Source organism: Alteromonas sp. BMJM2, from assembly GCF_027257845.1.
Lineage (GTDB): Bacteria > Pseudomonadota > Gammaproteobacteria > Enterobacterales > Alteromonadaceae > Alteromonas.
In genome coordinates, this window is sequence record NZ_JAPVOT010000008.1 from 84632 (window position 1) to 105848 (window position 21217).

Here is a 21217-nt window from a genome sequence, read left to right on the forward strand (position 1 = left end):
TCTCAATTTAAACGTGTTTTCGTATTGACAGTTTTGAATGGGTAGGTAAAATGCACCCCACATTTCGAGAGGACATAAACCTAACGAGATGTACGATTTAAGAGTGCGGGAATAGCTCAGTTGGTAGAGCACGACCTTGCCAAGGTCGGGGTCGCGAGTTCGAATCTCGTTTCCCGCTCCAAAATCGCTGGCATTATGTAGTTGTTATTTTGAAGTATAAATTAACACTGCAGTCAGATTACTACGGCGGAATGGCAGAATGGCTATGCAGCGGATTGCAAATCCGTGGATCTCGGTTCGACTCCGGGTTCCGCCTCCATAATCTGTAACGCTACATCAGGTTCTACGCCTGACACCTCGCTGAAAAGCAACCCAATGCCCGGGTGGTGAAATTGGTAGACACAAGGGATTTAAAATCCCTCGCTGGTAACAGCGTGCCGGTTCAAGTCCGGCCCCGGGCACCATTTTATGATTGCACACCTTTTGCATGTTTCCCATACAATCAATTCTCAATCTAATACACTCTTTAGTATTAAGCATCAATACCATTAAATGTTGCTGTAAGCAGTTATATTCATAAATCATTTTTGCCCAACACTCTGTTGCTCATAACTCTATTGTCCAACGCTCTTAATTCAAACTCTTTAAATTTAGACACAGTGCATTGCAGCGAATGAAAGCATTGGCGTTGTATGTTTGCTTCGCGTGACCTTGCGCCCCTATATCTATTCTTTAGATTAGTGAACACATCATGTCACAACCCCTGAAGCAACACATTGGCGGTATTTCTATCGTTGTCGATGATTACGATGATGCCCTTGAGTTTTATATTGAAAAACTACAGTTCGTTTTAGTCAACGGCATTGCATTAGACGAAGGGAAGCGGTGAGCGTAAACTTTTGGCGAGACTATGAGCACATGAAAGGCAGTGGTGTTGTGTTTGACGAAGAGCCCAGGGTCGAAGAGTATGGCACCGTTGTCGTTTTCCAAGATCTATACGGAAACAAATGGGATCTACTGCAAAACAGTGCAGCTAGCGTATAAAATGGCTATCGACTAAAATTCTATACAGTCTCAGTAAACCACAGATGCGGTGAGTACATGACGTTGGACGCGTAATTTAATGAGTGCGGATTTATCATCTTAAGGAATTTTTTCAATAACGAAGAAATTACCCAGATAGAAACCCACGTCGACCGCATTTACGAAACCTGGACTAAAAAAAACGAGCAAGCCATATACGATTACAGGCTGGTTAACATGCACTCGTTAACAAGCCCCGAATACTTTAATGACGCCCCACATCAAAGGGAGAAGTTTTTTAGCGCAATTGCGCCGTTTAAGCTCACCTCGGTGCTTGCCAATATCTTTGGCGAAGGGCTGTATTTCCACAATAAGCAAAGTTGTACTAACAGGAGAGTTACGGCAAATGTGGTACTATTCGCAATAGTATTGATCATCCATTGGTAAGGGTAACCGTTGAACTCAGTTATGGCGCTGCGCGCCCAAGAGCTATTAAAAGCAGAGCGCCCATTTCATGCTCGAGGAAGCAAAGTGAAACGCTGTAATGCGTGCCTTCTGCCTATTCCTCAATGTATTTGTGCCTACAAACCTGAATTGGGCACGGATGTCGCCGTGTTAATTCTCATGTACAAGGGGGAGTACTTTAAGCCCACGAATACGGGTCGGTTAATTGCCGATGTGGTGAAGGAAAATTACGCATTTTTGTGGCACCGCACTGAGCCAGCAGCAGATATGCTGGCAATGATTAATAACCCCGCCTATCAGCCTGTTGTGGTGTTTCCCCACGAATATGCCAACGAAATCCACCGCATTGACAAACCGCCTGTGTCAGCTGAGAAAAAGCTTCTTTTTATTTTTCTCGATGGAACCTGGCGCGAAGCTAAAAAAATGTTCAGTAAAAGTGATTACCTTTCAAACTTGCCCGTTTTAGGGGTGAACCTTGAAGGCTCATCTGATTATTTGCTGCGTGAGTCATCGCATATATTTCAACACTGCACCGCAGAGGTTGGGGTGCATATATTGGCTATGGCTGACGAAAAAGAAGGGGCAGAAAAGCTTGCTCAGTATTTCAGTATTTTTCGGCGAGAATATGTAAAAGGAAAACCTCATTTGCGCGACAAACTAGACTTTGCCAGTGCGCAGGTGAAGTAATACGTTTACAAGCCTAAGCATTATTTGCGACACTCTGGTCGCTACATTTTTTCAACTAGCCATTCGGAGATTATTAATGTCATCAGTAACATTTCAAGGTAATGAAGTAAAAACGGTAGGCGAATTACCCAGTGTAGGCGCAAGTGCACCTGCATTTACGCTAGTTAAAGCAGATTTAAGCGAAGTTGCTTTGTCTGACTTGTCTGGAAAGCAAGTTGTATTAAACATCTTTCCATCAGTTGATACTGGAACCTGTGCCACATCGGTACGCAAGTTCAATGAACATGCCGCAACACTAGACAATACCGTCGTAATTTGTGTGTCAGCAGACTTACCGTTTGCTGCAGGCCGCTTTTGTGGTGCCGAGGGAATTGAGAATGTTATTACCGGTTCTACATTCCGCTCTTCATTTGGCGACGACTACGGTGTTGCGTTTGAATCAGCACCATTAACAGGTTTAATGTCCCGTTGTGTTGTTGTTATCGATACCAAAGGTAACGTGGTTTACACAGAGCAAGTAGCTGAAACGACTGAAGAACCAAATTATGATGCCGCAGTTGCTGCGTTGAGCTAAACTCTCTTAATTGATTGTGCAGTTTATATAATCGATTGGAAACCGCTGGCATAAATAAGCGTGTCAGCGGTACCCAATGTATTTATACATACTGCGATTTGTATTTTTAGGAGACACCTATGACATCAACGTTACTTCAAGTTGGAGAGCTTGCCAGTAAAATTCAGGAGAAACCTGTAACCCTTCTGCGAGCGTTGATGGATGATCCGCTTACCCAAACACCCGACAAGCGTGGGGCCATGGTGTTGCCGGCCTCTGTCGATTTAGACCTAGACGGTGAGGGCAGCGATCATGCCACTGGCTTTCCCCACAGTATGCCGTCTGCCGAAGATCTCGCAGTATATTTAGGTAAGCAGGGCATAACAGCAAACACCACCGTCGTCGCCTATGATACGAGAGGCATTTATAGCGCGCCTCGTGCTTGGTGGATGCTAAAAGCGCTAGGTCACAATGATGTGTATTTACTTGATGGTGGGCAGCCTGCTTGGAAAGCCGCAGGTCTTCCTGTATCGGAGCAACAGCACTTTGGCAAACTGACTTACCACCCGTCGCCTCGCAATGGATGGTTTGTCAATTCCAGTGCGGTGCTTCAGTCTCTCAATACAGATGCACAACTGGTAGATGCGAGAAGTACACCTCGTTTTAGAGGGGAAGTATCTGAACCTCGTGCAGGTGTGCGCTCAGGTCATATGCCTGGCGCATTAAACTTGCCCTTCGGTAGTCTTATTGATAACGGTCGCTATCTCCCTATAGACTCGCTCAAGCAAGCTTTTGAGCGTGCAGGTATAAATTTATCTTTGCCGATTATTTGTACCTGTGGGTCGGGAATTACAGCATGTGTTGTTGGTTTTGCCGCCCTTTTATGTGGCGCGAAAGAAGTCTCCATTTATGACGGCTCTTGGTCAGAGTGGGGTGCCGATCCTCAATATCCTGTTGTTGTTGATTAACTGTTGATTAACGCTTAGGTACAATTTAACAATAAAGACTCAACACTATAGAACCATAGAACCAACGAATCAGACATAGTCATTCCAATGGATTGAAAACCATGACTCAAATAAAAACACTGCCAAAAATCGTGGTACTGACTGGTGCAGGCATTTCTGCCGAATCAGGTTTAAAAACCTTTCGCGATAATAACGGCCTGTGGGAAAATCACAGCGTTGAAGAGGTGGCAACACCACAAGCCTTCGAAAACAACCCTGAGTTAGTATATCGGTTTTACAATGCGCGCAGAGCACAATTGCAAGACAACCAAGTGTCTGCCAATAAGGCTCACCATGCACTTGCTACATTAGAGCAGCATTGGAAAGCGCAATTGGTGTTAGTGACACAAAACGTCGATAATTTGCATGAACGCGGGGGCAGCGAGCGTGTGCTGCATATGCACGGCGAACTTCTCTCTGCTCGATGTAGTTTCTCAAACCAAACATTTGAATGGTCTGAGTCATTTGATGGTAATACGGCGTGTCCTTGCTGTAGCAATAAAACCTTAAGACCAGACATAGTCTGGTTTGGTGAAATGCCCATGTATATGGACGAAATAATGTCACATATTTCTACCGCAGACATTTTTATCGCCATTGGTACCTCTGGTAATGTGTATCCAGCAGCGGGCTTCGTGCAGCTAGCTAAAAGCGCGGGTGCCCACACAATTGAGGCGAATTTAGAGCCCGGCAGCTCAAATGCATTATTTGATGAGTCGCTTACGGGGTTGGCCTCAGAAGTTGTGCCGAAATGGGTCGACGACACTATTGCTCAATATACCAAATAGAAGACAAAGTAATGCAGTACCTTAACGAATTCCTTACCATCGCTTTAGTACATTTAGTTGCTGTGGCAAGCCCCGGCCCAGACTTTGCCATTGTGGTGAGAAATAGTGTCGCTTATGGACGTCGAATTGCTATATTCACCAGCGTAGGCATCGGTGCTGCTATTTTATTGCATGTAGCCTATTCGCTGGTAGGGCTTAGTGTGGTTATTGCCACTACGCCTTGGCTATTTACCACGTTTAGCTATTTGGCAGCGGCCTATTTACTTTACCTTGCGTTTGGGGCGCTAAGAAGCAGTCCATCTTCGGATGCTATGCCAGATGAGCAAAAAGTCGCAACCGCTATGATATCGCCGAAAAAAGCACTTTGGATGGGTTTTCTGACTAACGGGCTCAATCCTAAAGCTACCTTATTCTTTTTGTCGCTATTCACTGCCATTATCAGTATCGACACGCCTTTCAGCGTGAGGTTGGGCTATGGCATTTACCTTGCGATAGCCACCGGACTGTGGTTTTGCTTTTTATCCTATATGCTCAGTACCTCAAAAGTGGCAGAGTTCATTGGCAAGAAAGGCTATTGGTTAGACCGCGCAATGGGCGTTTTATTGGTGGGGTTAGCAGTGAAGCTGGTCGCGGGTTAACGCGACCTGCTTTGGTAAGATTAAGCAGATAGAGCGTGCTTACTCTTCAGAATCTGGAGAAAGGGTTGCCAGCATGTCAGCAATTTCTTCTTTTAACTCTTTGTCCTCAATTTTATTAGCACTCACTTTCGCTGATTCAAGGCTTTTTATGGCTGCGTACTTTTGGCCGCATTCTACCTGTAGTTGCGCCATTGAAAACGCAATGGAAGAGAGGTGGTCTTTGGAATTTATCTTTTCTGCTTTTTTAAGCGCCTTGGCATAAATAACGAGCGCATCAACCAGTTCTTCTGTGAAATCGGCCAGGGTTTCCCACTGTTCGGGATGATCTTTTGGAGTATCTTCGTGTTCAATACACAGCGCATTCAGCTCTTTGTATAATGCGTCGAAGGTTTCTCTGTCGTCTTTATTGGCAGCTTCCATAAGCTGTTCGCTAAGTTGATATACAGCTTTATATATTTTGGTATTGATCATAAAAACACATGTCCATCTCTGGTATTAAACGCGATAGCGCTATCGGCAAGCCAAGCAGCAATAAAGTACTGGTGCCATGCAAGTAATAGTCTTCAATAAGTAACTTTCAAGCAGTGATCACAAAGACGCACTCCTTAAGCAAACGGCAAGCATTCACGCTATGGCAAAATCTCGCGACAAACATCTTTCGAAGTGCCTCGCAGCATGAACGCATAATACCTTAATTATATGAAACGTGTTTTGCATTCACGAAAGTATTTCTTCAATGTGCTCACTCTTTTAATTGACGTTAATGTCGAACGCTGTCGCAACGCAATACAAACAACAGTCAATAGGCGCAGATGACTTAGCATAGACGTTGAAAAAGAACGATAGGTGAAAAAGAAAGACAGAAATACAAAGACAGAAAAGCAAACCTTGAATTTTGCCACGTTAATAACTATTAACGCACAAAGGCAACTGTTGCTATGTTACAGACAAGCATTCAACTGCGTGAATTGTTATACTCGCGCGGTTATTACGTTTTAAAATAGGAACGAAGTGAAAGACGTTAATTCTGACCGCCTAAACACAACATTGGCAAAGCAATATCAATTCGATCTGAAATCGCTCTTGAAAAAAGCTTCTGTATTAACAAAAGCTAACTTTTCGCCTCTGCTTCAAAGCAGCGTTGTCTTGTTTCTCGCCTTTGTGGTGATGGGAGTGATTGCTCAACGGTTTATCACTATCAACGATGACGGTAGTTATATTTTTGAGCATCAGTCAATTTTTGAAATTGTGGCTATATGTATTGTTTCTCCGTTAATAACCGGCCTTTACATGGCGGGCGTTAAACATGCTAGAGGAGAGAGCACCACAGTCTTTTCGGTTTTTGCCTATTTCCCTTTACTGTTTTTAGTTGCGTTAACACAGCTGGTTAACAGCATCTTAGTGCAATTAGGCTTAGTGCTACTCATCATTCCTGGCATCTACTTTTATCTCGCATCGTCGTTTGCTCTTATGCTGGTGGCAGATAGAAAATTAACGCCTATCAGCGCCATTATCCTCTCCTGTCGCGTTTTTAATGCATATTGGAGTCAAATGCTGAGCGTATATGGCGTTTTCTTTCTATTATTTGCTACTGTGCCGCTTACCTTTGGTTTATCGCTAATTTGGGTATTACCCTTTTATTTCAGCGCGATGGGATTGCTGTACGATGAATTAATAGGAGAACAAGGCGCCAGTGTTACTGCATCAGGAAATGACGTAAAAGAGTCTAATTTTAATGCATAAGCGAGAAACGTTTAAAATTGTCCTGATCACCATTGGTGTATTGGCTGTTATTGTTATTAACGCCATTATCTTCAATGAGGAAACCCAGGACATTCTCGACGTTCCAGAAACTATCAAGGCGAAAAAGCCCGTACCAGATTTTTCTGTCTACACAGAGGTAGAGGAAAAGAAGGCTGCTTTTTTTAACTATTTGAGGCCAGAGGTAGAGAAACAAAACGCGTACTTGCTTACACTTCGTCATTATGTGCAAACCCTTTATCGAAAAGCGTTAGCTGAAGAGCCTTTTAGTGAAGACGACATTACTCGTCTGGCGTGGTTAGAAAAAGAGTACCGAGTAAAGTCTTCAGATCCGCTGAACACTAAACTGCTTAATTTATTACAAAAAATTGATGTGTTGCCTGCTGAGCTCGTCTTGGTGCAGGCTGCTAACGAGTCAGCGTGGGGCACAAGTAGATTTGCCCGGGACGGCTATAACTTTTTCGGATTGTGGTGTTTTAGCAAAGGCTGCGGCTTTGTTCCAAGCAGGAGAAACGATGATGCCTCTCATGAAGTGGCAAAGTTCGACAACCTATCACGGGCTACATACACTTATATGCGAAACCTAAATCGGCACGATGCATATAAGGACTTACGAGAAATTCGTAGCCGACTAAGAGCCAATCAAATTGCTATTAACGGTGTAGCGTTAGCCGAAGGCTTAATGAAATATTCTGAGCGTGGCGCTGCCTACGTGGAAGAACTACAAAATATGATCAAATACAACGAGGAGTTTTTGGGCGAATGATACGAGTTGCTATGGTGTTGCTGTGTGGGTTTTTCACCGGTCAGTCAATTGCAGAAACAATTGATGTTGAATACAGTCGGTTTTACAGCCACGTAAAAAAGTTGGATAACGAAGATACCCAAGCTTTGCAGTTCGCATTCGGATTTCTACGTGTGGGTGAGGGGCGTTTATGCGGGGTTAACAGTGCTGAAATTGTTACTGACAAACAAACAATGAGCTTAGATGTAAGCAATGAAGGACGCTTTACGGTGCCAACTGAAAAAGCGCTTAAACTTGCAAATGCGATAATACGGATATCGTTGGTTGAGCGCGCCAATGTGTGCGACATGTCGGTACAGCTTGAGACTAAACCAGAGTATTTAAAAGCTCGCTATACCAAAGATGAGTTAACTTTTGTATATGGCCAGTACGAAGCGTTCTTCAATGAAATGGGAAGTTTTCTGTCTTTTCTCATGCCAACGGTTAAAGGCCTGATGATACATTTCGAGGACAGAGATTTAGATTATATTACGCCTGAGGGTGTGACAATTACCAATGGTGTATTGCATATTGAGCAAGAGTGGATAAGCGAAGCAAAAGGGTTATCGTTACCCCAAGCCCCGCTACGTATTACCGCAATGGCATCAAGTTAATAGCTGATAGCGTATTTGCTCTGCAAGTCGGTTGATAGTTTCTTCACCCTTCGCGCAGAGCTCTTCAGCTCGGTGAAATTCCATAATACCAACGTCAGTGAGCTGTGGCTCTATTAAGATATCTGGCGGATCGCCAGCAAGTCGGGAACGGGTTACTCTAGCTTGCAATATCTCTAACGAACTACTCATTACACTCATTATTCCCGGCGGGTTCTTCTTATTGACCTTTGCAGGAACTTCCATTATCTCTTCTTCAACCTTTTCGATGACCTCAGCACCTAACGAATCGTTATTGTTCTTGGCTTTTTCATCAAGGCCACCTTCGGAATCGCTTTGATCAGACTTATTGTCTGAAGAGAACCACTGTTTTAGTGCATTTTGGCTTTTGGTAAAGAAATCTTCGGTTTTTCTTTGATTATCTTCGTGATCTTTACGTAACTTCTCAAGTCTAAGAGGTCTAAAGTCGGCGTTAAGATTAACCGCAATGACAAAATCAGCACCTAGCTGTCGACAGAGGTTTACCGGCACAGGGTTTACCACCGCACCGTCTACCAACCACCTGTCATTGTACGCTACCGGTGAGAAAAGCGCTGGAATGGCACAAGACGCTTGGATAGACGTGCCCACCGGACCTTTGTCAAAAACAACTTCGCGCCCGGTGTACAGATCTGTAGCTACTGCGGCAAATGGCTTACTCATCGCTTCAAAGCTATCAGCGCAAAAGTCACTGGCGAGCTTATCAAACACTTTTTGACCGCTGGCTAAGCCGCCTCTGCGCAGCCCAACGCCCATGAGGGCTAATACTTGCCAATCGCTCAGAGAGCAGGCCCACTCTTTGAGACCTTCAAGTTTGCCACTTGAATAGGCAGCGCCTACGTATGCACCAATAGAACAACCTGCCACAACATCAATCTTAATGCCTAGTTTTTCAAGTGCTTGTATAATACCAATGTGGGTCCAGCCTCTCGCTGCACCCGCTCCTAAAGCGAGTCCAATTTTCATCTATTCAGATTCCATAATGTTGATGATATCGATAGTGCCTGCTGATTCGGCTAACTGTTCACTTTCTGGTATTTCAAAGGAAGGCTCGTCAAAGCCAATGTCGCCATCTTTCACCGGGCCGTCATGGGTAGTAATGGATTGAAAATCGTACAAGTTGCTGTCAACTAAATGGGATGGCGCCACATTCTGAAGGGCACTAAACATAGACTCAATTCGACCAGGAAAGCGTTTATTCCAATCCTGAAGCATGCCCTTAATATGCTGACGCTGTAAATTATCTTGAGAGCCACATAAGTTGCACGGAATGATAGGAAAGTCTGATAACGTAGAATATTCTTGTATGTCGCTTTCGGTGCAATACGCCAAGGGGCGTATAACGATATGCTCGCCGTTATCGCTAACCAGCTTAGGCGGCATAGACTTGAGCTTTCCACCGTGAAACATATTGAGGAAAAACGTTTCAAGCATATCATCTCGGTGATGCCCTAATGCTATTTTGGTCGCCCCAAGCTCTTTTGCTGTACGATACAAAATAGCTCTGCGCAGTCTAGAGCATAGGGAACATGTGGTTTTACCCTCAGGAATTTTATCTTTCACGATAGAGTAGGTGTCTTCTTCTACTATCTGATAAGCCACGCCTAAGCTGTTTAAATATTCAGGAAGAATATGTTCTGGAAAGCCGGGCTGTTTTTGGTCTAGGTTCACTGCCACAATATCAAAGTGAATAGGGGCGGCGCGCTTCAAAAACATAAGAATATCGAGCATGGTGTAACTGTCTTTACCGCCTGACAGGCATACCATCACTTTATCATTCTCTTCAATCATGCCGAAGTCGGCAATGGCTTTACCCACATTGCGACGAAGACGCTTTTGCAATTTATTGAAATTGTGTTTTTGCTTACTTTGCGCTGCAGCAGAGGACGACGATTCAGCGCCGTTTGTGCCTAAACTCATAATTAACTAACTTGGTTTGTGTGAAAGCCGCCATTATACAATAAAGCGCCTTTTGTTAACTATGCTTGTGTACGTTAAATATCTACGCTTACAGTTTCATTACGCCATGTTATACACTGCCACTATTTTTAGCGTTTTCTCAGCGTAAATAGAGGTTACCGTGAGGTCTTTGTGAGCACTACACGGCATAAGGCGAAATAAAACCATTAGGCTTTATGGCTAATACGTCGCAATTTAGCGCATCAATAACATGCTCTGCGGTATTACCAATCAGTGCTGCCGATATGCCAACCCGGCCAACAGTACCTATGATGACAAGCTCAGCATCTATTTCTTTAGCAACTTGCGGAATAACATGCTCAGGTAACCCTTCTTTCACAAAACATTTGTCAGGAGCTATGTCGTGTTTTGCTGCATGGGCATTCATTTCATCAAGGTGATGATTTTTGACTGCGCTGTGGTATTTTTCGGAATCAAACTCGGGGACTTCTATGGCAATGTTGAGCGGAGTAGCGGGGTAGCTATTAACCAAGTTAACATGGCCTTTTAGCAGCCGAGCATACTCATTGGCAATGTCGGTTATCTTGTCATTCAGGGCTTCGTGTTCTTCATCTTCGCTGCCCACGTTTACCGCCGCAATAATTTCACCATTTTCAGGCCAGTCGTGCTCTTTTACTAACAACACTGGGCGAGGGCACTTCCTCATGAGATGCCAGTCGGTTGGCGTGAATATAACAGAAGCTAGGTCGTCGTGATTTTTTGTTGCTTTAACAACTAAGTCTATTTGGTTGTTAAGCGCATAACAAATAATGGACTCGTACGCTTTATTGTTCCACTCAACCACTATGTCGATATTGGAAAAACCTTGCTCTTTGAGCTGCTGTGACAGTCGCTTAGATTGGTCTTTAGTCACAGCATCGCGCATAGTATCGCGCTCGTCAGGGCTTAGCATGGTGGTCAAATCGTAAGAAAGGTCGTACACCGCCATTAGCGCAGTGACGGTTGCGCCTGTTTTTTTTGCCACCTCTAGCGCACGGCTCAACGCAGGTTGGCTGTCGCGCTCTGCGTCGACAACCGCTAAAATGTGCTTACACTCAATCATAACTTCTCCTTCCTATGAAGTTCTTCATTAAGTGTAATAGACAATAGGCAAAACGTGGGTTGTTTTAGATCAAAATGTTAACATTTTCGTCTGTGCGTACGACAAAACTACATGCCCTAGCCATTGCACACAATGCTCGGCCCTTTAAGGGCGGTGACTTTGCCGTCGATAGCATCAAAATCGAGTATGGTGATCAGTTTGCCATCCACTTTAATTAACCCTTCTTTTTGAAAACGACTCAGTAACCGACTGATAGTCTCAATCGTCAGGCCTAAGTAATTTCCAATTTCGTTACGGGTCATGGTTAGATGAAACTCTCGGTGGGAGAAACCACGCTCTTCAAAACGCTGAGACAAGTGAGATATAAAATAAAGCAGGCGTTCTTCAGCAGTGCGTTTATTGAGCATCATGATCATATCGTGATCTTGCTTTATTTCAGCGCTCATAAAACTCATAATTTGATGGCGAAGCTTGGGAAACTGAACAGACATTTCATCAAGGGTGTCGTAGGGAAGCTCGCATACCATGGCCGTTTCTAACGCCTGGGTGTAGCTTTGATGTCTACTTTCGCGAAGCGCATCGAAACCCACAATATCACCAGGGAAATGAAAACCGGTTATTTGTTCTTCACCATCCGAATTAGTCACAAATGATTTGAACGATCCGGTTCTTACTGCAAATAATGACGTAAACGTGTCGCCGTTATTAATTAATGTGTCACCTTTGTGCAGCGGCTTTTTGCGTTCGATAATGTCATCGAGAGATTCAATTTCTGTTTTATTCAATGCCACAGGTAAACACAAGTGACTAAAGCTGCAGTTTTGGCAGTGGATAGAGAAACCGCTTCCTTTGCTCATAATTTCTATTCTCTGTAAGTTCACACCCCTAAATGGTACAACATCATTTAGGATAATGCGCTATAAATAAGATACGCTGCATATAAGGCCATGGCGATGGCGATGCATTGTCGAACAGCACTATGCTTAAACCCCTGAATAATATACTGGCTACCGGTGCTTACAGCAAGTAAGGTTGGCAGCGTACCCAGCCCAAAACACAACATGATACCAGCGCCTTGAACCGCTGAGCCCGCCGCGAGAGACCAGGTTAAGGTGGAGTAAACTAGGCCGCACGGCAACCAACCCCAAATAAACCCATAGGGTATGGCACTAAAAGGGGTTTTAAAGGGAAGAAAGCGTTTTGAAACCGGCTGGATATAGCGAAATAGATGTTTACCCACGCTCTCAAGCGCCGTAAGCCCTGTCCACCATTTTCCTAAATAGCATGCCAATAAAAACACCATAACAGCACTTAAAATGGACAACGCATAACTGGCCACGGGAACAAAGTCGGAGGCCATTTTGCCTAAGGCGCCGGTGATTGCACCTGCAAGGGTGTAACTGATAATACGACCAATGTTGTATGCAAGAGTAAAGGGAAGTGCAGGTTTATCTTTTGGCGTTACCAATCTAAGCGCCGATACAATGCCACCGCACATTCCAACGCAGTGCACTCCGCCGGCTAAGCCAATCAAAAATGCAGAAAAGTAATTAATCTGATCCATGCTTATCTTGTTCTTGCTGAAGCTTTTTGCGTTGATCGGCCAGCTTCTTCTCTTCCGGCGGTAAGTCGTCATCAAACAAAATGCTGTAACCTTGTCGGTCTAAGTCTTCAAATTGATTTGATTTAACAGCCCAAAAAAAGATAACGAGCGCAAGAGCAACAATGATAATCGCAATGGGAATTAAGACATAAATAATGCTCATGTTATTTGCTCAATAATCGTGTTGAATTTGTAACCACAATGATACTGCTTAACGACATACCTACAACAGCCATCCAGGGGGAAAGTAAACCCGAAACGGCAAAGGGTAGAATGATAATGTTATACAGCACAGACCAGCCAATGTTTTGGCGAATTTTTTTCCGGGTTTGGTGCGCTGTATCGATAAGCGCCGGTACAGACAATAACTGATCGCCCAACAAGATAACATCTGCAGCGGTTTTAGCCACGTCAGTGGCGTTGCCTACAGCCACTGCAACGTCGGCACTGGCCAATACTGGCGCGTCGTTAATGCCATCGCCCATCATCAACACTTTTTTGCCTTGTGACTGAAGCTTTTGAACTTCCGCGTATTTCTGTTCAGGAGTAAGACCGCCCAAGGCCACGGATACTGGCAGTGAGGCAGTAAGGTCGTCTACGTTTTGCTGCGTGTCTCCACTAAGCACAACCAACAGGTTCGTTATAGCCAAAGCCTCTAGGGTCGATTTGGTATCATCACGCAGCGTATCGCTTACTTCAAATGCTGCAACCAGTTTCCCTTTCGTCGCTAAATATACATTGGCGGTAATGGGAATACTTTCGTTACTTGATGAGTTAACACCGCAAAAGATAGCTGAACCCATTTCAAAGGCAACGCCGTTGACTTCGCCACTTATTCCGCCACCGGGTGTCACGGTAAATTGAGAGACCTTGTGTTTGATGTCATCAGAAAATGCGTGTGCGATAGGGTGCTCAGAGCGTGATTCTAGTGCCGAGGCAATTTCCCAGGCCCGCTGATTGTCTACTCCTTGCGCATACCAGCTATGTCGAAGGCTAAATTTGCCTTGGGTAAGCGTACCCGTTTTGTCTAAGGCGACTGTATCAATTGTGGTAATTTGCTCGAGAGCGTCGGCTCGTTTTAGCAAAATGCCTTGTTTGTTCAATTTGGCCATTGCACAGGTTAAGGCTGAAGGCGTTGCTAAACCTAATGCACACGGGCAGGTAGCAACAAGCACAGAAATTGTGATCCAAAACGCATCTGCATTGCCGATATAGGTCCAATAGCCATAAGTGAGCAATGCAATAAGTAACACCGATACCACAAAGTAGCGTGAGAACTCATCAGCAAGCTGTGCCGCCTTTGGCTTGCTTGCCATAGCACTTGCCTGCAAACGCATTATTTGATTAACCAGTGCATTCTTAAGGGTATTTGTTACGACAACGGTTAATGAGCCGTCTTTGCATATTGTGCCGCCATACACTGTGCTTTTCTCATGTTTCATCACAGGGTTAAATTCCCCGGTCAGCATGGACTCATCCACCGACGCATTGCCGTCAGTAACGTAGCCATCGATAGGAATAGTTTCCCCAGGCTTTATTAGCACCACATCGTCTTTAGACAGTTGCTTGGCTAAGCATTCGTTCACGCTTCCGTCGGCTTCTAATTTGGTTGCAGAAACGGGTATGTACTGCATCATATTTGCTGAAATCTGCGCTGCACGATGTCTGCTTCTATGTTCTAAAAACCGGCTCAGCAAAAGCAAAAAGATAAACATACAAATAGATTCGAAGTACACCTCTCCCTGTTCTAGCAGGGTTGAACGAATACCTGCTATGTAGGTACCAAAAATAGCGATGGTAACGGGCACGTCCATATTGACTGTTTTGGCGCTTATTGCCTTTAAGGCGCCCAAATAAAATGTGCTTCCGGAATACAGCACCACTGGCGTGGTGAGTGTGAGCGCAACCCAATAAAAGTATTGTCGGGTTTCTAATTCTATAGCGCCAAACCAATCAAAATATAGGCCTGTCATCAGCATCATCACCTGCATGGTCATAATACCGGCTAACCCAAGCTTTTTAATAAAGACTTTTTCTTCGCGCTTGTAACTGGCTTCGTGCTCATCAGGGTGAAAAGGGGAGCCGGAATAACCGATGCGCTTTAACGTGGATAGAATTTGGCTTAATTTAATAACCGAAGCAGACCAAGTTACTAAGGCACGGCGTTCCTGAACGTTTACCGCGACTTGCTTTATACCGTCTACTTTGGAAAGCTGCTTTTCGATTAACCAACCGCAAGCGGCACAGGTGATACCCTCAAGGGTTAACTGTATTTGTTTGTGCTTGCCTTCGTCGTAAACGAATTCATCTTGAAGCGTTGGATCATCAAACACTTTTAACCTGTCTAAGGTATCGAGAATGCTATCGTCAGACTTTTGTGCAGGTTCGGTTCTGAACTGGTAATAGTCTTCCAGGCCATTGCTTACAATGGCCTCAGCAACCGCTAAGCAGCCAGGGCAGCACATTTGTCTGGTCTGGCCTAAAATGACGGTTTCAAAACGTTTGTCGTCATCATTGGGTAAACCACAGTGATAACAGGTAGCTTCGCTCATTACGGGTTAAACTTTATTGTATTAGCGTTGGGCAATATAAGCGTATTTTGAATCTTCCAGCTTTCATCTATTGGCGTTAATGATATTTGCCATTTGCCGTCTAAATTCGTTTCGACAAACCCGCGGTAAATACCATTAGCATCTCTGCTAAGTAGGGTACTCACATCTTTCTCTTCTAAAGTGACGTGGTAAAAGTTTAGCTTTAGCGCATTACCTTCTGCTGGTATCCCTGAGTGAAACTCTAATGCGATACTGCCATCTTTAATGGTGAGATCAGAGGTCATATTTAGTTTGCGTGCCACGGCCTCTTTATCGAGTCGGGCATTAATCGCTTTACCTTCCTTGTAGTAATCGTCTACCACCAAACTATCTTCTGTTGAAATGGCAAGCTTTAGCAGCACGCCTCCCATGATTGCGGTGATCACTGGCACGGCAATAAGAAACCACGGCCAAAACTGTTTATACCAAGGTGTATTCATTAATCGTTGATCTCATCGTTGTTTCGCTAACTGCATATTCATAACTACTTATCACTGATGTTAAGAGTTCGCGAATTTGAAAAAACGCATTGAAATGGTTATGAATATACATTTATTGTTTTTGTATGAAAGCTACTGCTTAAGTATGTCAGATGGCTAAGTGATGGTATTTTCTCATAAAAAAAGCCCCGCAGTAACGGGGCCTTTTGCAATATTTAGCTTTTCAATGATTAATCATTTGAAAGGCTATATACGTAAGCTGCAACAACGTGAATCTTATCTTTACCCAACGTCTTTTCAAAAGCAGGCATTACACCGTTTCTGCCGTAGGTAAGGGTTTCTGTCACCGCTCTGTGGCTGCCGCCATAAAGCCAAATGTTGTCAGTAAGGTTCGGAGCGCCAAGCATTTGATTGCCCTTACCGTCCATACCGTGACATGCAGCACAAGCCGCGAAGCGAGTTTTACCTGCTTTAGCTAGCTGTGGGTCTACATCGCGACCGCTAAGGCTAAGCACGTAATTAACCACTTCGTTAATACCGTCTTCACCCATTGCATCAAGCCATGCAGGCATTGCTGCGCGACGACCGTTGATTAGCGTTTCCACAATCTTATCGCCCGAACCGCCGTATAACCAATCGTCATCCGTAAGGTTAGGGAATCCGCCGTTTTGACCACGCGCGTCAGAACCGTGGCATTGAGAACAGTTTTGTAAAAACAAGCGTTGACCAACTTTGTTGGCTTCCGCGTCTTTCGCTAGCTCTTCAACAGGCACTTGTGCATAAGCTTCAAAGATAGGATCAAACTTGTCTGCCGCATAGTCTAACTCACGGTCATACTCTACAAGTTTACCTTGCTCTTTGGCATCTATACGGGCCTGCATCGACTCTTCCAAGGATTGGATATTCTGGTTCGAACTTTTCCAACCTAAAAGACCCTCGTATGCACCTAGACCTGGGTATAGTGCAAGATATAAAAAGCCCCAAACGATGGTCATGTAGAACATAATTGTCCACCAGCGAGGAAGCTGATTGTTCAGCTCCTCAATTCCATCGAACTCGTGACCCATTGACTCACCTTCTGGCACACCTGTCTGGTTAGAGAGACACCAGCGCAGAAGGAAGTAGCAACCAATGATCAACCCTAGGGTTATCACTGAAATCCAAATTGTCCAAAACATACTCATGAGTTTAAGACTCCTGCTAATCTTCTTTTGATTTTTCTTTTTCTTCGTCTGCAAACGGAAGGTTTGCGGCTTCATCGAATTTTTGTTTGTTACGGCTACTGAAAGCCCACCAAACTATGCCGATAAAGCTAACAAAGACGATGATAGTAAAAATGCTGCCTATAATTCCTTGGTCCATATTATTTCAAATGTGTGCCAAGAGATTGTAGATAAGCAATAAGGGCCTGCATTTCTGATTTACCCTGTACTGCCGCTTTAGCACCCGCAATATCTTCATCAGTGTAAGGAACACCAAAGCCGCGGAATACTTCCATTTTCTCTGCCGTCAACTCGCCTTTAAGCGTGTTTTCTGCAAGCCAAGGAAAACCTGGCATATTAGATTCTGGAACAACATTGCGAGGATTAAGCAGGTGAACACGATGCCACTCGTCACTGTAACGACCACCAACACGCGCTAGATCAGGACCTGTACGCTTTGAACCCCAAAGGAACGGGTGCTCCCATACAGACTCACCAGCAACACTGTAGTGACCGTAGCGCTCAGTTTCAGCGCGGAACGGGCGAATCATTTGGCTGTGACATCCTACGCAACCCTCACGAATATAGATGTCACGACCTTCAAGCTCAAGTGCAGTGTATGGACGTAGTCCTTTAACGGGTTCCATTGTTTGCTGTTGAAACATCAACGGCGTTATCTGAACCATGGCACCAAAGCTGATAGCAACCAGAATTAGTACGGTTAAAAGACCAACGTTCTTTTCAATTAACTCATGTGGATTTTTCATTATTCGACTCCTTTACTACGCCGGCTGTGTCGCTGGGTCTACAGCGATACTGCCTTTAGGGGCACGAACGGTTTTCCATGTGTTATAAGCCATGACAAGCATGCCTGTAACCACGAAACAACCACCAATGAAACGCACTACATAGAACGGCTTCGATGCTTCTAAAGACTCAACAAAACTGTACGTCAGTGTGCCGTCTGCATTAACTGCACGCCACATAAGACCTTGTAATACGCCCGACATCCACATTGCTACGATGTAAAGTACAACGCCAATTGTGGCAAACCAGAAGTGAACATTAACAAGACGCGTGCTGTACATTGCCGGCTGGTTAAATAGTATTGGAATCAAGTGGTAAATAGAGCCAATTGACACCATAGCAACCCAACCTAGTGCACCCGAGTGAACGTGTCCGATTGTCCAGTCTGTGTAATGCGATAGTGCGTTTACTGTTTTGATTGCCATCATAGGGCCTTCAAAGGTAGACATACCATAGAAAGACAATGAAACAATAAGGAAGCGCAATACCGGGTCGGTGCGTAGCTTATGCCATGCGCCTGATAGGGTCATTATGCCGTTGATCATTCCGCCCCAAGAAGGCACGAATAAGATAATCGACATCACCATACCCAATGACTGCGTCCAATCTGGAAGGGCAGTGTAATGAAGGTGGTGAGGACCAGCCCAAATGTAAAGTGAAATCAGCGCCCAAAAGTGAACGATTGACAATCTGTATGAGTAAACCGGGCGTCCAGCTTGCTTGGGAACGAAGTAATACATCATTCCTAAGAATCCGGCGGTAAGGAAGAAGCCTACAGCGTTGTGTCCATACCACCACTGCATCATAGCGTCCACTGCACCCGCGTACAAGGAGTATGATTTAGTGAAAGACACAGGAATTGCCATGCTGTTACCAATGTGCAAAACAGCAACGGTAAGCATGAATGCGCCTAAGAACCAGTTTGCCACATAAATGTGCGAAACCTTACGAATCACCAACGTACCGAAGAAGTTGATAATGTACGCAATCCAGACTAGGGCAATTAAAATATCGATTGGCCATTCTAGCTCAGCGTATTCTTTTGAACTGCTAAGCCCCATGGGTAACGTGATAACGGCAAGTACGATGACTGCCTGCCAGCCCCAGAAAGTAAATGCAGCGAGCTTGTCACTGAACAGTCTTACCTGGCTGGTACGTTGAACGATATAGTACGACGTCGCAAATAATGCGCAGCCGCCAAAGGCAAAGATAACGGCGTTAGTGTGCAAAGGACGCAAACGCGAAAATGTTAGCCACGGTGTGTCAAAGTTGAGCATAGGTGCAAACAATTGCGCTGCAATGAATACCCCCAGTCCCATACCAATGATACCCCAGACTATGGTCATGATGGTAAATTGCCTAACTACTTTATAATTGTAATCAGGTTGTGCTTGGCTTGTCTCACTCATTTTAATGAATCTTCCACTTCAAATGAACTATGGTCTCCAACTGCCGAATAGTGCGGTTGAAACGCGTATCAGCTAATAATAACGCTTCACACCGAGCCCGGAAAGAGTAATAATTATTGTCTCCAAGCCAGTTGGTCCGCGGATAATAAGGTTTTTGATAACAAAAAGATACCACAAACTGGCCTTGCTTGATCTCTATCAATAAAGAAATACAAAAAATTTAAGAAATGAAAAAAAGCAATAACAATAAAAGATCAAAGTTTTTACAAACTCAACTGCCACTCTTCGCTATTTTAGTCGTCGCAGTATGTGTGTATGTCGCACATAGTTATCAATCGTCAGTCTCTACCGACTCTGACATTATAAGCGGTTTAAAAAGTAGCTGCACGTTTTCCAACAAAACTTGCGAATTCTTAATAGATGACGAATTAGCCGTAGCACGTTTTTCTAAACAACCAATGCCTGAAGAATCAATCACGCTGTCTCTTCGTATGCCAAACGATGAAATTATAGAGAGCGCATGGATTGAAGGGGTGAATATGTATATGGGAAAAGTGCCCGTACTGCTCGAACAATCGGTAAAGGGCGAATGGAGCGGTTGGTTTATGCTAGGCAGCTGCAGCGAGCCGGTAATGACATGGCAACTCCGATTGAACATAAAAAAACAGGCAGCACCAAGCTACCTGTATTTTACAACTGAGACTTAACGACGCTGTTACATCATAGCCTGTAGGTAATTCTGCAAACCAATGCGTTTAATAAGTCCAAGCTGTTGCTCTAACCAGCGTGCGTGGTCCATTTCAGTGTCGTCGAGCAACACAATTAGCATATCTCGGGTTACGTAATCGTTTTCTTGCTCACACAGCGCGATAACTTCACGCAGTTTTGCATCAACTTCATATTCTACACGAAGGTCGCTTTCAAGCATTTCAGGAACGTCAGTCCCCACTTTGAGACCTGTGCGAGTGACCATATCCGGCGTGCCTTCTAGAAACAGCATGCGTTCTATTAGCTTAGTAGCATGGCCGCGCTCATCGTCAAACTCGTGGTCGATGCGCTCGTACAATTTGTTGAAGCCCCAGTCTAAATACATCTGAGAATGAATAAAGTACTGATCCATCGCGGCAAGCTCATAGCCCAGTAATTCGTTAAGACCATTGATGATGTTTTGATTGCCTTTCATTAGTCGTCTCCCATTACTTGCGCTTGAAGATAGTTTTCAATGCCCATGGCATCAATTTGATATTCTTGCGTTTCAATCCAGTCTAGATGTTCTTCTTCGTATTCGAGAATGTCTTCGAGTAAATCTCTTGAAACGTAATCTTGTTTTTCCTCGCACAGTGCAATGGCTTCGCGTAGGAGAGGAAGCTGCTCTTTTTGAAAACGAGCGTCACAATTGAGCATTTCAACTGTGTCTTCACCGATATAAAGTTTTCCAAGCGCCTGAAGATTAGGCAAGCCTTCAAGGAATAAAATGCGCTCTATAATGTCATCTGCCTGCTTCATGTCTTTAATAGACTTTTTGTAGTTCTTGGTATTGAGAACTTCAAATCCCCAATTTTTGAACATACGAGCGTGCAGAAAGTATTGATTTATCGAGGTAAGCTCGCTTGTGAGAACCTCGTTCAATTTCGCTATAACTTGTCTATCGCCTTGCATTGCGAACGTCCTATATGTAAATAATGGGTGGAGTCTAGTTGAAAGTGTGGGATATGTCAAAAAATATTAGTAAAAACAATGATTTACTAATGAAAACAGTTCTCAATCAATCCTTCGTTCGCATTAGT

24 protein-coding genes, 3 tRNA genes and 1 pseudogene are annotated in these 21217 nt (G+C 44.3%); 13 read left to right on the plus strand and 15 right to left on the minus strand.

Going from position 1 to position 21217, the window contains the following annotated elements; translation table 11 throughout:
- The first annotated feature begins 105 nt into the window (after window positions 1–105).
- The 9 genes and pseudogenes from O9X84_RS10630 to O9X84_RS10670 all read left to right on the plus strand — a co-directional run bounded on the left by O9X84_RS10630 (window position 106) and on the right by O9X84_RS10670 (window position 5161).
- Window positions 106–181 (plus strand) — tRNA-Gly (locus tag O9X84_RS10630).
- A gap of 64 nt (window positions 182–245) precedes the next feature.
- A tRNA-Cys gene (locus tag O9X84_RS10635) sits at window positions 246–319 on the plus strand.
- Between the two features lie 58 nt (window positions 320–377).
- Window positions 378–464 (plus strand) — tRNA-Leu (locus O9X84_RS10640).
- A 287-nt stretch (window positions 465–751) separates the two neighbouring features.
- A pseudogene (locus O9X84_RS10645) lies at window positions 752–1044 on the plus strand (hypothetical protein).
- Between the two features lie 447 nt (window positions 1045–1491).
- Window positions 1492–2175 (plus strand): tRNA-uridine aminocarboxypropyltransferase, encoded by a 684-nt coding sequence (locus tag O9X84_RS10650; RefSeq protein ID WP_269519842.1) that lies wholly within the window; start codon window positions 1492–1494, stop codon window positions 2173–2175.
- 76 nt (window positions 2176–2251) lie between these two features.
- Window positions 2252–2749, plus strand: coding sequence for a thiol peroxidase (gene tpx / locus O9X84_RS10655; protein WP_269519738.1), 498 nt, complete (start codon window positions 2252–2254; stop codon window positions 2747–2749).
- A 119-nt stretch (window positions 2750–2868) separates the two neighbouring features.
- On the plus strand, window positions 2869–3696 hold the full coding sequence (locus O9X84_RS10660; protein ID WP_269519739.1) for a sulfurtransferase: 828 nt from the start codon (window positions 2869–2871) through the stop codon (window positions 3694–3696).
- Window positions 3697–3797: 101 nt separating this feature from the next.
- Window positions 3798–4523: a Sir2 family NAD+-dependent deacetylase gene (gene cobB, locus O9X84_RS10665; RefSeq protein WP_269519740.1), complete on the plus strand. Its 726-nt coding sequence runs from the start codon at window positions 3798–3800 to the stop codon at window positions 4521–4523.
- Window positions 4524–4534: 11 nt separating this feature from the next.
- Window positions 4535–5161, plus strand: coding sequence for a LysE family translocator (locus O9X84_RS10670; RefSeq protein WP_269519741.1), 627 nt, complete (start codon window positions 4535–4537; stop codon window positions 5159–5161).
- Between the two features lie 39 nt (window positions 5162–5200).
- Here the strand turns inward: O9X84_RS10670 and O9X84_RS10675 are convergent, their stop codons facing one another.
- Window positions 5201–5632 (minus strand): hypothetical protein, encoded by a 432-nt coding sequence (locus O9X84_RS10675; RefSeq protein WP_032096254.1) that lies wholly within the window; start codon window positions 5630–5632, stop codon window positions 5201–5203.
- Between the two features lie 540 nt (window positions 5633–6172).
- Between O9X84_RS10675 and O9X84_RS10680 the strand changes: the two genes are divergently transcribed.
- The 3 genes from O9X84_RS10680 to O9X84_RS10690 are packed head-to-tail and all read left to right on the plus strand — an operon-like array spanning window position 6173 to window position 8320.
- On the plus strand, window positions 6173–6904 hold the full coding sequence (locus O9X84_RS10680; protein WP_032096253.1) for a stress protein: 732 nt from the start codon (window positions 6173–6175) through the stop codon (window positions 6902–6904).
- Window positions 6897–7688 (plus strand): glucosaminidase domain-containing protein, encoded by a 792-nt coding sequence (locus O9X84_RS10685; protein ID WP_269519742.1) that lies wholly within the window; start codon window positions 6897–6899, stop codon window positions 7686–7688. Before O9X84_RS10680 ends, O9X84_RS10685 begins: the two co-directional genes overlap by 8 nt.
- Window positions 7685–8320 carry a DUF2987 domain-containing protein gene (locus O9X84_RS10690; protein ID WP_269519743.1) on the plus strand — a complete coding sequence of 212 codons (636 nt, stop codon included), beginning with the start codon at window positions 7685–7687 and terminating at the stop codon, window positions 8318–8320. Before O9X84_RS10685 ends, O9X84_RS10690 begins: the two co-directional genes overlap by 4 nt.
- Here the strand turns inward: O9X84_RS10690 and O9X84_RS10695 are convergent.
- From O9X84_RS10695 to ccoN, 12 genes are all read right to left on the minus strand, one after another.
- A complete protein-coding gene (locus O9X84_RS10695; RefSeq protein ID WP_269519744.1) occupies window positions 8312–9322 on the minus strand; it encodes a patatin-like phospholipase family protein in 1011 nt (336 codons plus the stop codon). The two genes, O9X84_RS10690 and O9X84_RS10695, sit on opposite strands and share 9 nt — an antisense overlap.
- Complete coding sequence (gene ttcA / locus O9X84_RS10700; protein ID WP_269519746.1) at window positions 9323–10276, minus strand: tRNA 2-thiocytidine(32) synthetase TtcA; 954 nt, start codon at window positions 10274–10276, stop codon at window positions 9323–9325. It abuts the gene before it with no gap.
- Between the two features lie 178 nt (window positions 10277–10454).
- The gene (gene uspE / locus O9X84_RS10705) at window positions 10455–11378 is read right to left on the minus strand and encodes a universal stress protein UspE (RefSeq protein WP_269519747.1); all 924 of its coding nucleotides are present in this window, start codon (window positions 11376–11378) and stop codon (window positions 10455–10457) included.
- A 116-nt stretch (window positions 11379–11494) separates the two neighbouring features.
- Complete coding sequence (gene fnr / locus O9X84_RS10710) at window positions 11495–12235, minus strand: fumarate/nitrate reduction transcriptional regulator Fnr (protein ID WP_032096247.1); 741 nt, start codon at window positions 12233–12235, stop codon at window positions 11495–11497.
- Between the two features lie 47 nt (window positions 12236–12282).
- Window positions 12283–12942 carry a sulfite exporter TauE/SafE family protein gene (locus tag O9X84_RS10715; RefSeq protein ID WP_269519748.1) on the minus strand — a complete coding sequence of 220 codons (660 nt, stop codon included), beginning with the start codon at window positions 12940–12942 and terminating at the stop codon, window positions 12283–12285.
- Window positions 12929–13144 (minus strand): cbb3-type cytochrome oxidase assembly protein CcoS, encoded by a 216-nt coding sequence (gene ccoS, locus O9X84_RS10720; RefSeq protein WP_269519749.1) that lies wholly within the window; start codon window positions 13142–13144, stop codon window positions 12929–12931. Before ccoS ends, O9X84_RS10715 begins: the two co-directional genes overlap by 14 nt.
- A gap of 1 nt (window position 13145) precedes the next feature.
- Window positions 13146–15533 carry a heavy metal translocating P-type ATPase gene (locus O9X84_RS10725; protein WP_269519750.1) on the minus strand — a complete coding sequence of 796 codons (2388 nt, stop codon included), beginning with the start codon at window positions 15531–15533 and terminating at the stop codon, window positions 13146–13148.
- Window positions 15533–16012 (minus strand): FixH family protein, encoded by a 480-nt coding sequence (locus tag O9X84_RS10730; protein WP_269519751.1) that lies wholly within the window; start codon window positions 16010–16012, stop codon window positions 15533–15535. The genes O9X84_RS10725 and O9X84_RS10730 overlap by 1 nt, the downstream gene beginning before the upstream one ends.
- A 230-nt stretch (window positions 16013–16242) precedes the next feature.
- Window positions 16243–17196, minus strand: coding sequence for a cytochrome-c oxidase, cbb3-type subunit III (gene ccoP, locus O9X84_RS10735; protein WP_269519753.1), 954 nt, complete (start codon window positions 17194–17196; stop codon window positions 16243–16245).
- 16 nt (window positions 17197–17212) lie between these two features.
- Window positions 17213–17374, minus strand: coding sequence for a cbb3-type cytochrome oxidase subunit 3 (locus O9X84_RS10740; protein WP_032096241.1), 162 nt, complete (start codon window positions 17372–17374; stop codon window positions 17213–17215).
- Window position 17375: 1 nt separating this feature from the next.
- Window positions 17376–17981, minus strand: a complete 606-nt coding sequence (gene ccoO / locus O9X84_RS10745) for a cytochrome-c oxidase, cbb3-type subunit II (RefSeq protein WP_269519755.1) — start codon at window positions 17979–17981, stop codon at window positions 17376–17378.
- 15 nt (window positions 17982–17996) lie between these two features.
- Complete coding sequence (ccoN, locus tag O9X84_RS10750) at window positions 17997–19430, minus strand: cytochrome-c oxidase, cbb3-type subunit I (protein ID WP_032096239.1); 1434 nt, start codon at window positions 19428–19430, stop codon at window positions 17997–17999.
- Between the two features lie 227 nt (window positions 19431–19657).
- Between ccoN and O9X84_RS10755 the strand changes: the two genes are divergently transcribed.
- Window positions 19658–20137 (plus strand): hypothetical protein, encoded by a 480-nt coding sequence (locus tag O9X84_RS10755; protein ID WP_269519756.1) that lies wholly within the window; start codon window positions 19658–19660, stop codon window positions 20135–20137.
- Between the two features lie 8 nt (window positions 20138–20145).
- On the opposite strand, the gene bfr (O9X84_RS10760) is transcribed toward O9X84_RS10755, so the two are convergent.
- Together bfr (O9X84_RS10760) and bfr (O9X84_RS10765) are read right to left on the minus strand one after the other, a co-directional pair.
- Entirely contained in the window at window positions 20146–20613 is a 468-nt protein-coding gene (gene bfr / locus O9X84_RS10760) for a bacterioferritin (protein ID WP_032096237.1), read from the minus strand.
- A complete protein-coding gene (bfr, locus tag O9X84_RS10765) occupies window positions 20613–21089 on the minus strand; it encodes a bacterioferritin (protein ID WP_269519757.1) in 477 nt (158 codons plus the stop codon). Before bfr (O9X84_RS10765) ends, bfr (O9X84_RS10760) begins: the two co-directional genes overlap by 1 nt.
- Window positions 21090–21217 lie beyond the last annotated feature (128 nt).

Coding starts and splice junctions, on each gene's coding strand:
- O9X84_RS10650 (WP_269519842.1), top strand. CDS start 1,492: ATGGCGCTGCGCGCCCAAGAGCTATTAAAAGCAGAGCGCCCATTTCAT.
- tpx (WP_269519738.1), top strand. CDS start 2,252: ATGTCATCAGTAACATTTCAAGGTAATGAAGTAAAAACGGTAGGCGAA.
- O9X84_RS10660 (WP_269519739.1), top strand. CDS start 2,869: ATGACATCAACGTTACTTCAAGTTGGAGAGCTTGCCAGTAAAATTCAG.
- cobB (WP_269519740.1), top strand. CDS start 3,798: ATGACTCAAATAAAAACACTGCCAAAAATCGTGGTACTGACTGGTGCA.
- O9X84_RS10670 (WP_269519741.1), top strand. CDS start 4,535: ATGCAGTACCTTAACGAATTCCTTACCATCGCTTTAGTACATTTAGTT.
- O9X84_RS10675 (WP_032096254.1), bottom strand. CDS start 5,632: ATGATCAATACCAAAATATATAAAGCTGTATATCAACTTAGCGAACAG.
- O9X84_RS10685 (WP_269519742.1), top strand. CDS start 6,897: ATGCATAAGCGAGAAACGTTTAAAATTGTCCTGATCACCATTGGTGTA.
- O9X84_RS10690 (WP_269519743.1), top strand. CDS start 7,685: ATGATACGAGTTGCTATGGTGTTGCTGTGTGGGTTTTTCACCGGTCAG.
- O9X84_RS10695 (WP_269519744.1), bottom strand. CDS start 9,322: ATGAAAATTGGACTCGCTTTAGGAGCGGGTGCAGCGAGAGGCTGGACC.
- ttcA (WP_269519746.1), bottom strand. CDS start 10,276: ATGAGTTTAGGCACAAACGGCGCTGAATCGTCGTCCTCTGCTGCAGCG.
- uspE (WP_269519747.1), bottom strand. CDS start 11,378: ATGATTGAGTGTAAGCACATTTTAGCGGTTGTCGACGCAGAGCGCGAC.
- fnr (WP_032096247.1), bottom strand. CDS start 12,235: ATGAGCAAAGGAAGCGGTTTCTCTATCCACTGCCAAAACTGCAGCTTT.
- O9X84_RS10715 (WP_269519748.1), bottom strand. CDS start 12,942: ATGGATCAGATTAATTACTTTTCTGCATTTTTGATTGGCTTAGCCGGC.
- ccoS (WP_269519749.1), bottom strand. CDS start 13,144: ATGAGCATTATTTATGTCTTAATTCCCATTGCGATTATCATTGTTGCT.
- O9X84_RS10725 (WP_269519750.1), bottom strand. CDS start 15,533: ATGAGCGAAGCTACCTGTTATCACTGTGGTTTACCCAATGATGACGAC.
- O9X84_RS10730 (WP_269519751.1), bottom strand. CDS start 16,012: ATGAATACACCTTGGTATAAACAGTTTTGGCCGTGGTTTCTTATTGCC.
- ccoP (WP_269519753.1), bottom strand. CDS start 17,196: ATGAGTATGTTTTGGACAATTTGGATTTCAGTGATAACCCTAGGGTTG.
- O9X84_RS10740 (WP_032096241.1), bottom strand. CDS start 17,374: ATGGACCAAGGAATTATAGGCAGCATTTTTACTATCATCGTCTTTGTT.
- ccoO (WP_269519755.1), bottom strand. CDS start 17,981: ATGAAAAATCCACATGAGTTAATTGAAAAGAACGTTGGTCTTTTAACC.
- ccoN (WP_032096239.1), bottom strand. CDS start 19,430: ATGAGTGAGACAAGCCAAGCACAACCTGATTACAATTATAAAGTAGTT.
- O9X84_RS10755 (WP_269519756.1), top strand. CDS start 19,658: ATGAAAAAAAGCAATAACAATAAAAGATCAAAGTTTTTACAAACTCAA.
- bfr (WP_032096237.1), bottom strand. CDS start 20,613: ATGAAAGGCAATCAAAACATCATCAATGGTCTTAACGAATTACTGGGC.
- bfr (WP_269519757.1), bottom strand. CDS start 21,089: ATGCAAGGCGATAGACAAGTTATAGCGAAATTGAACGAGGTTCTCACA.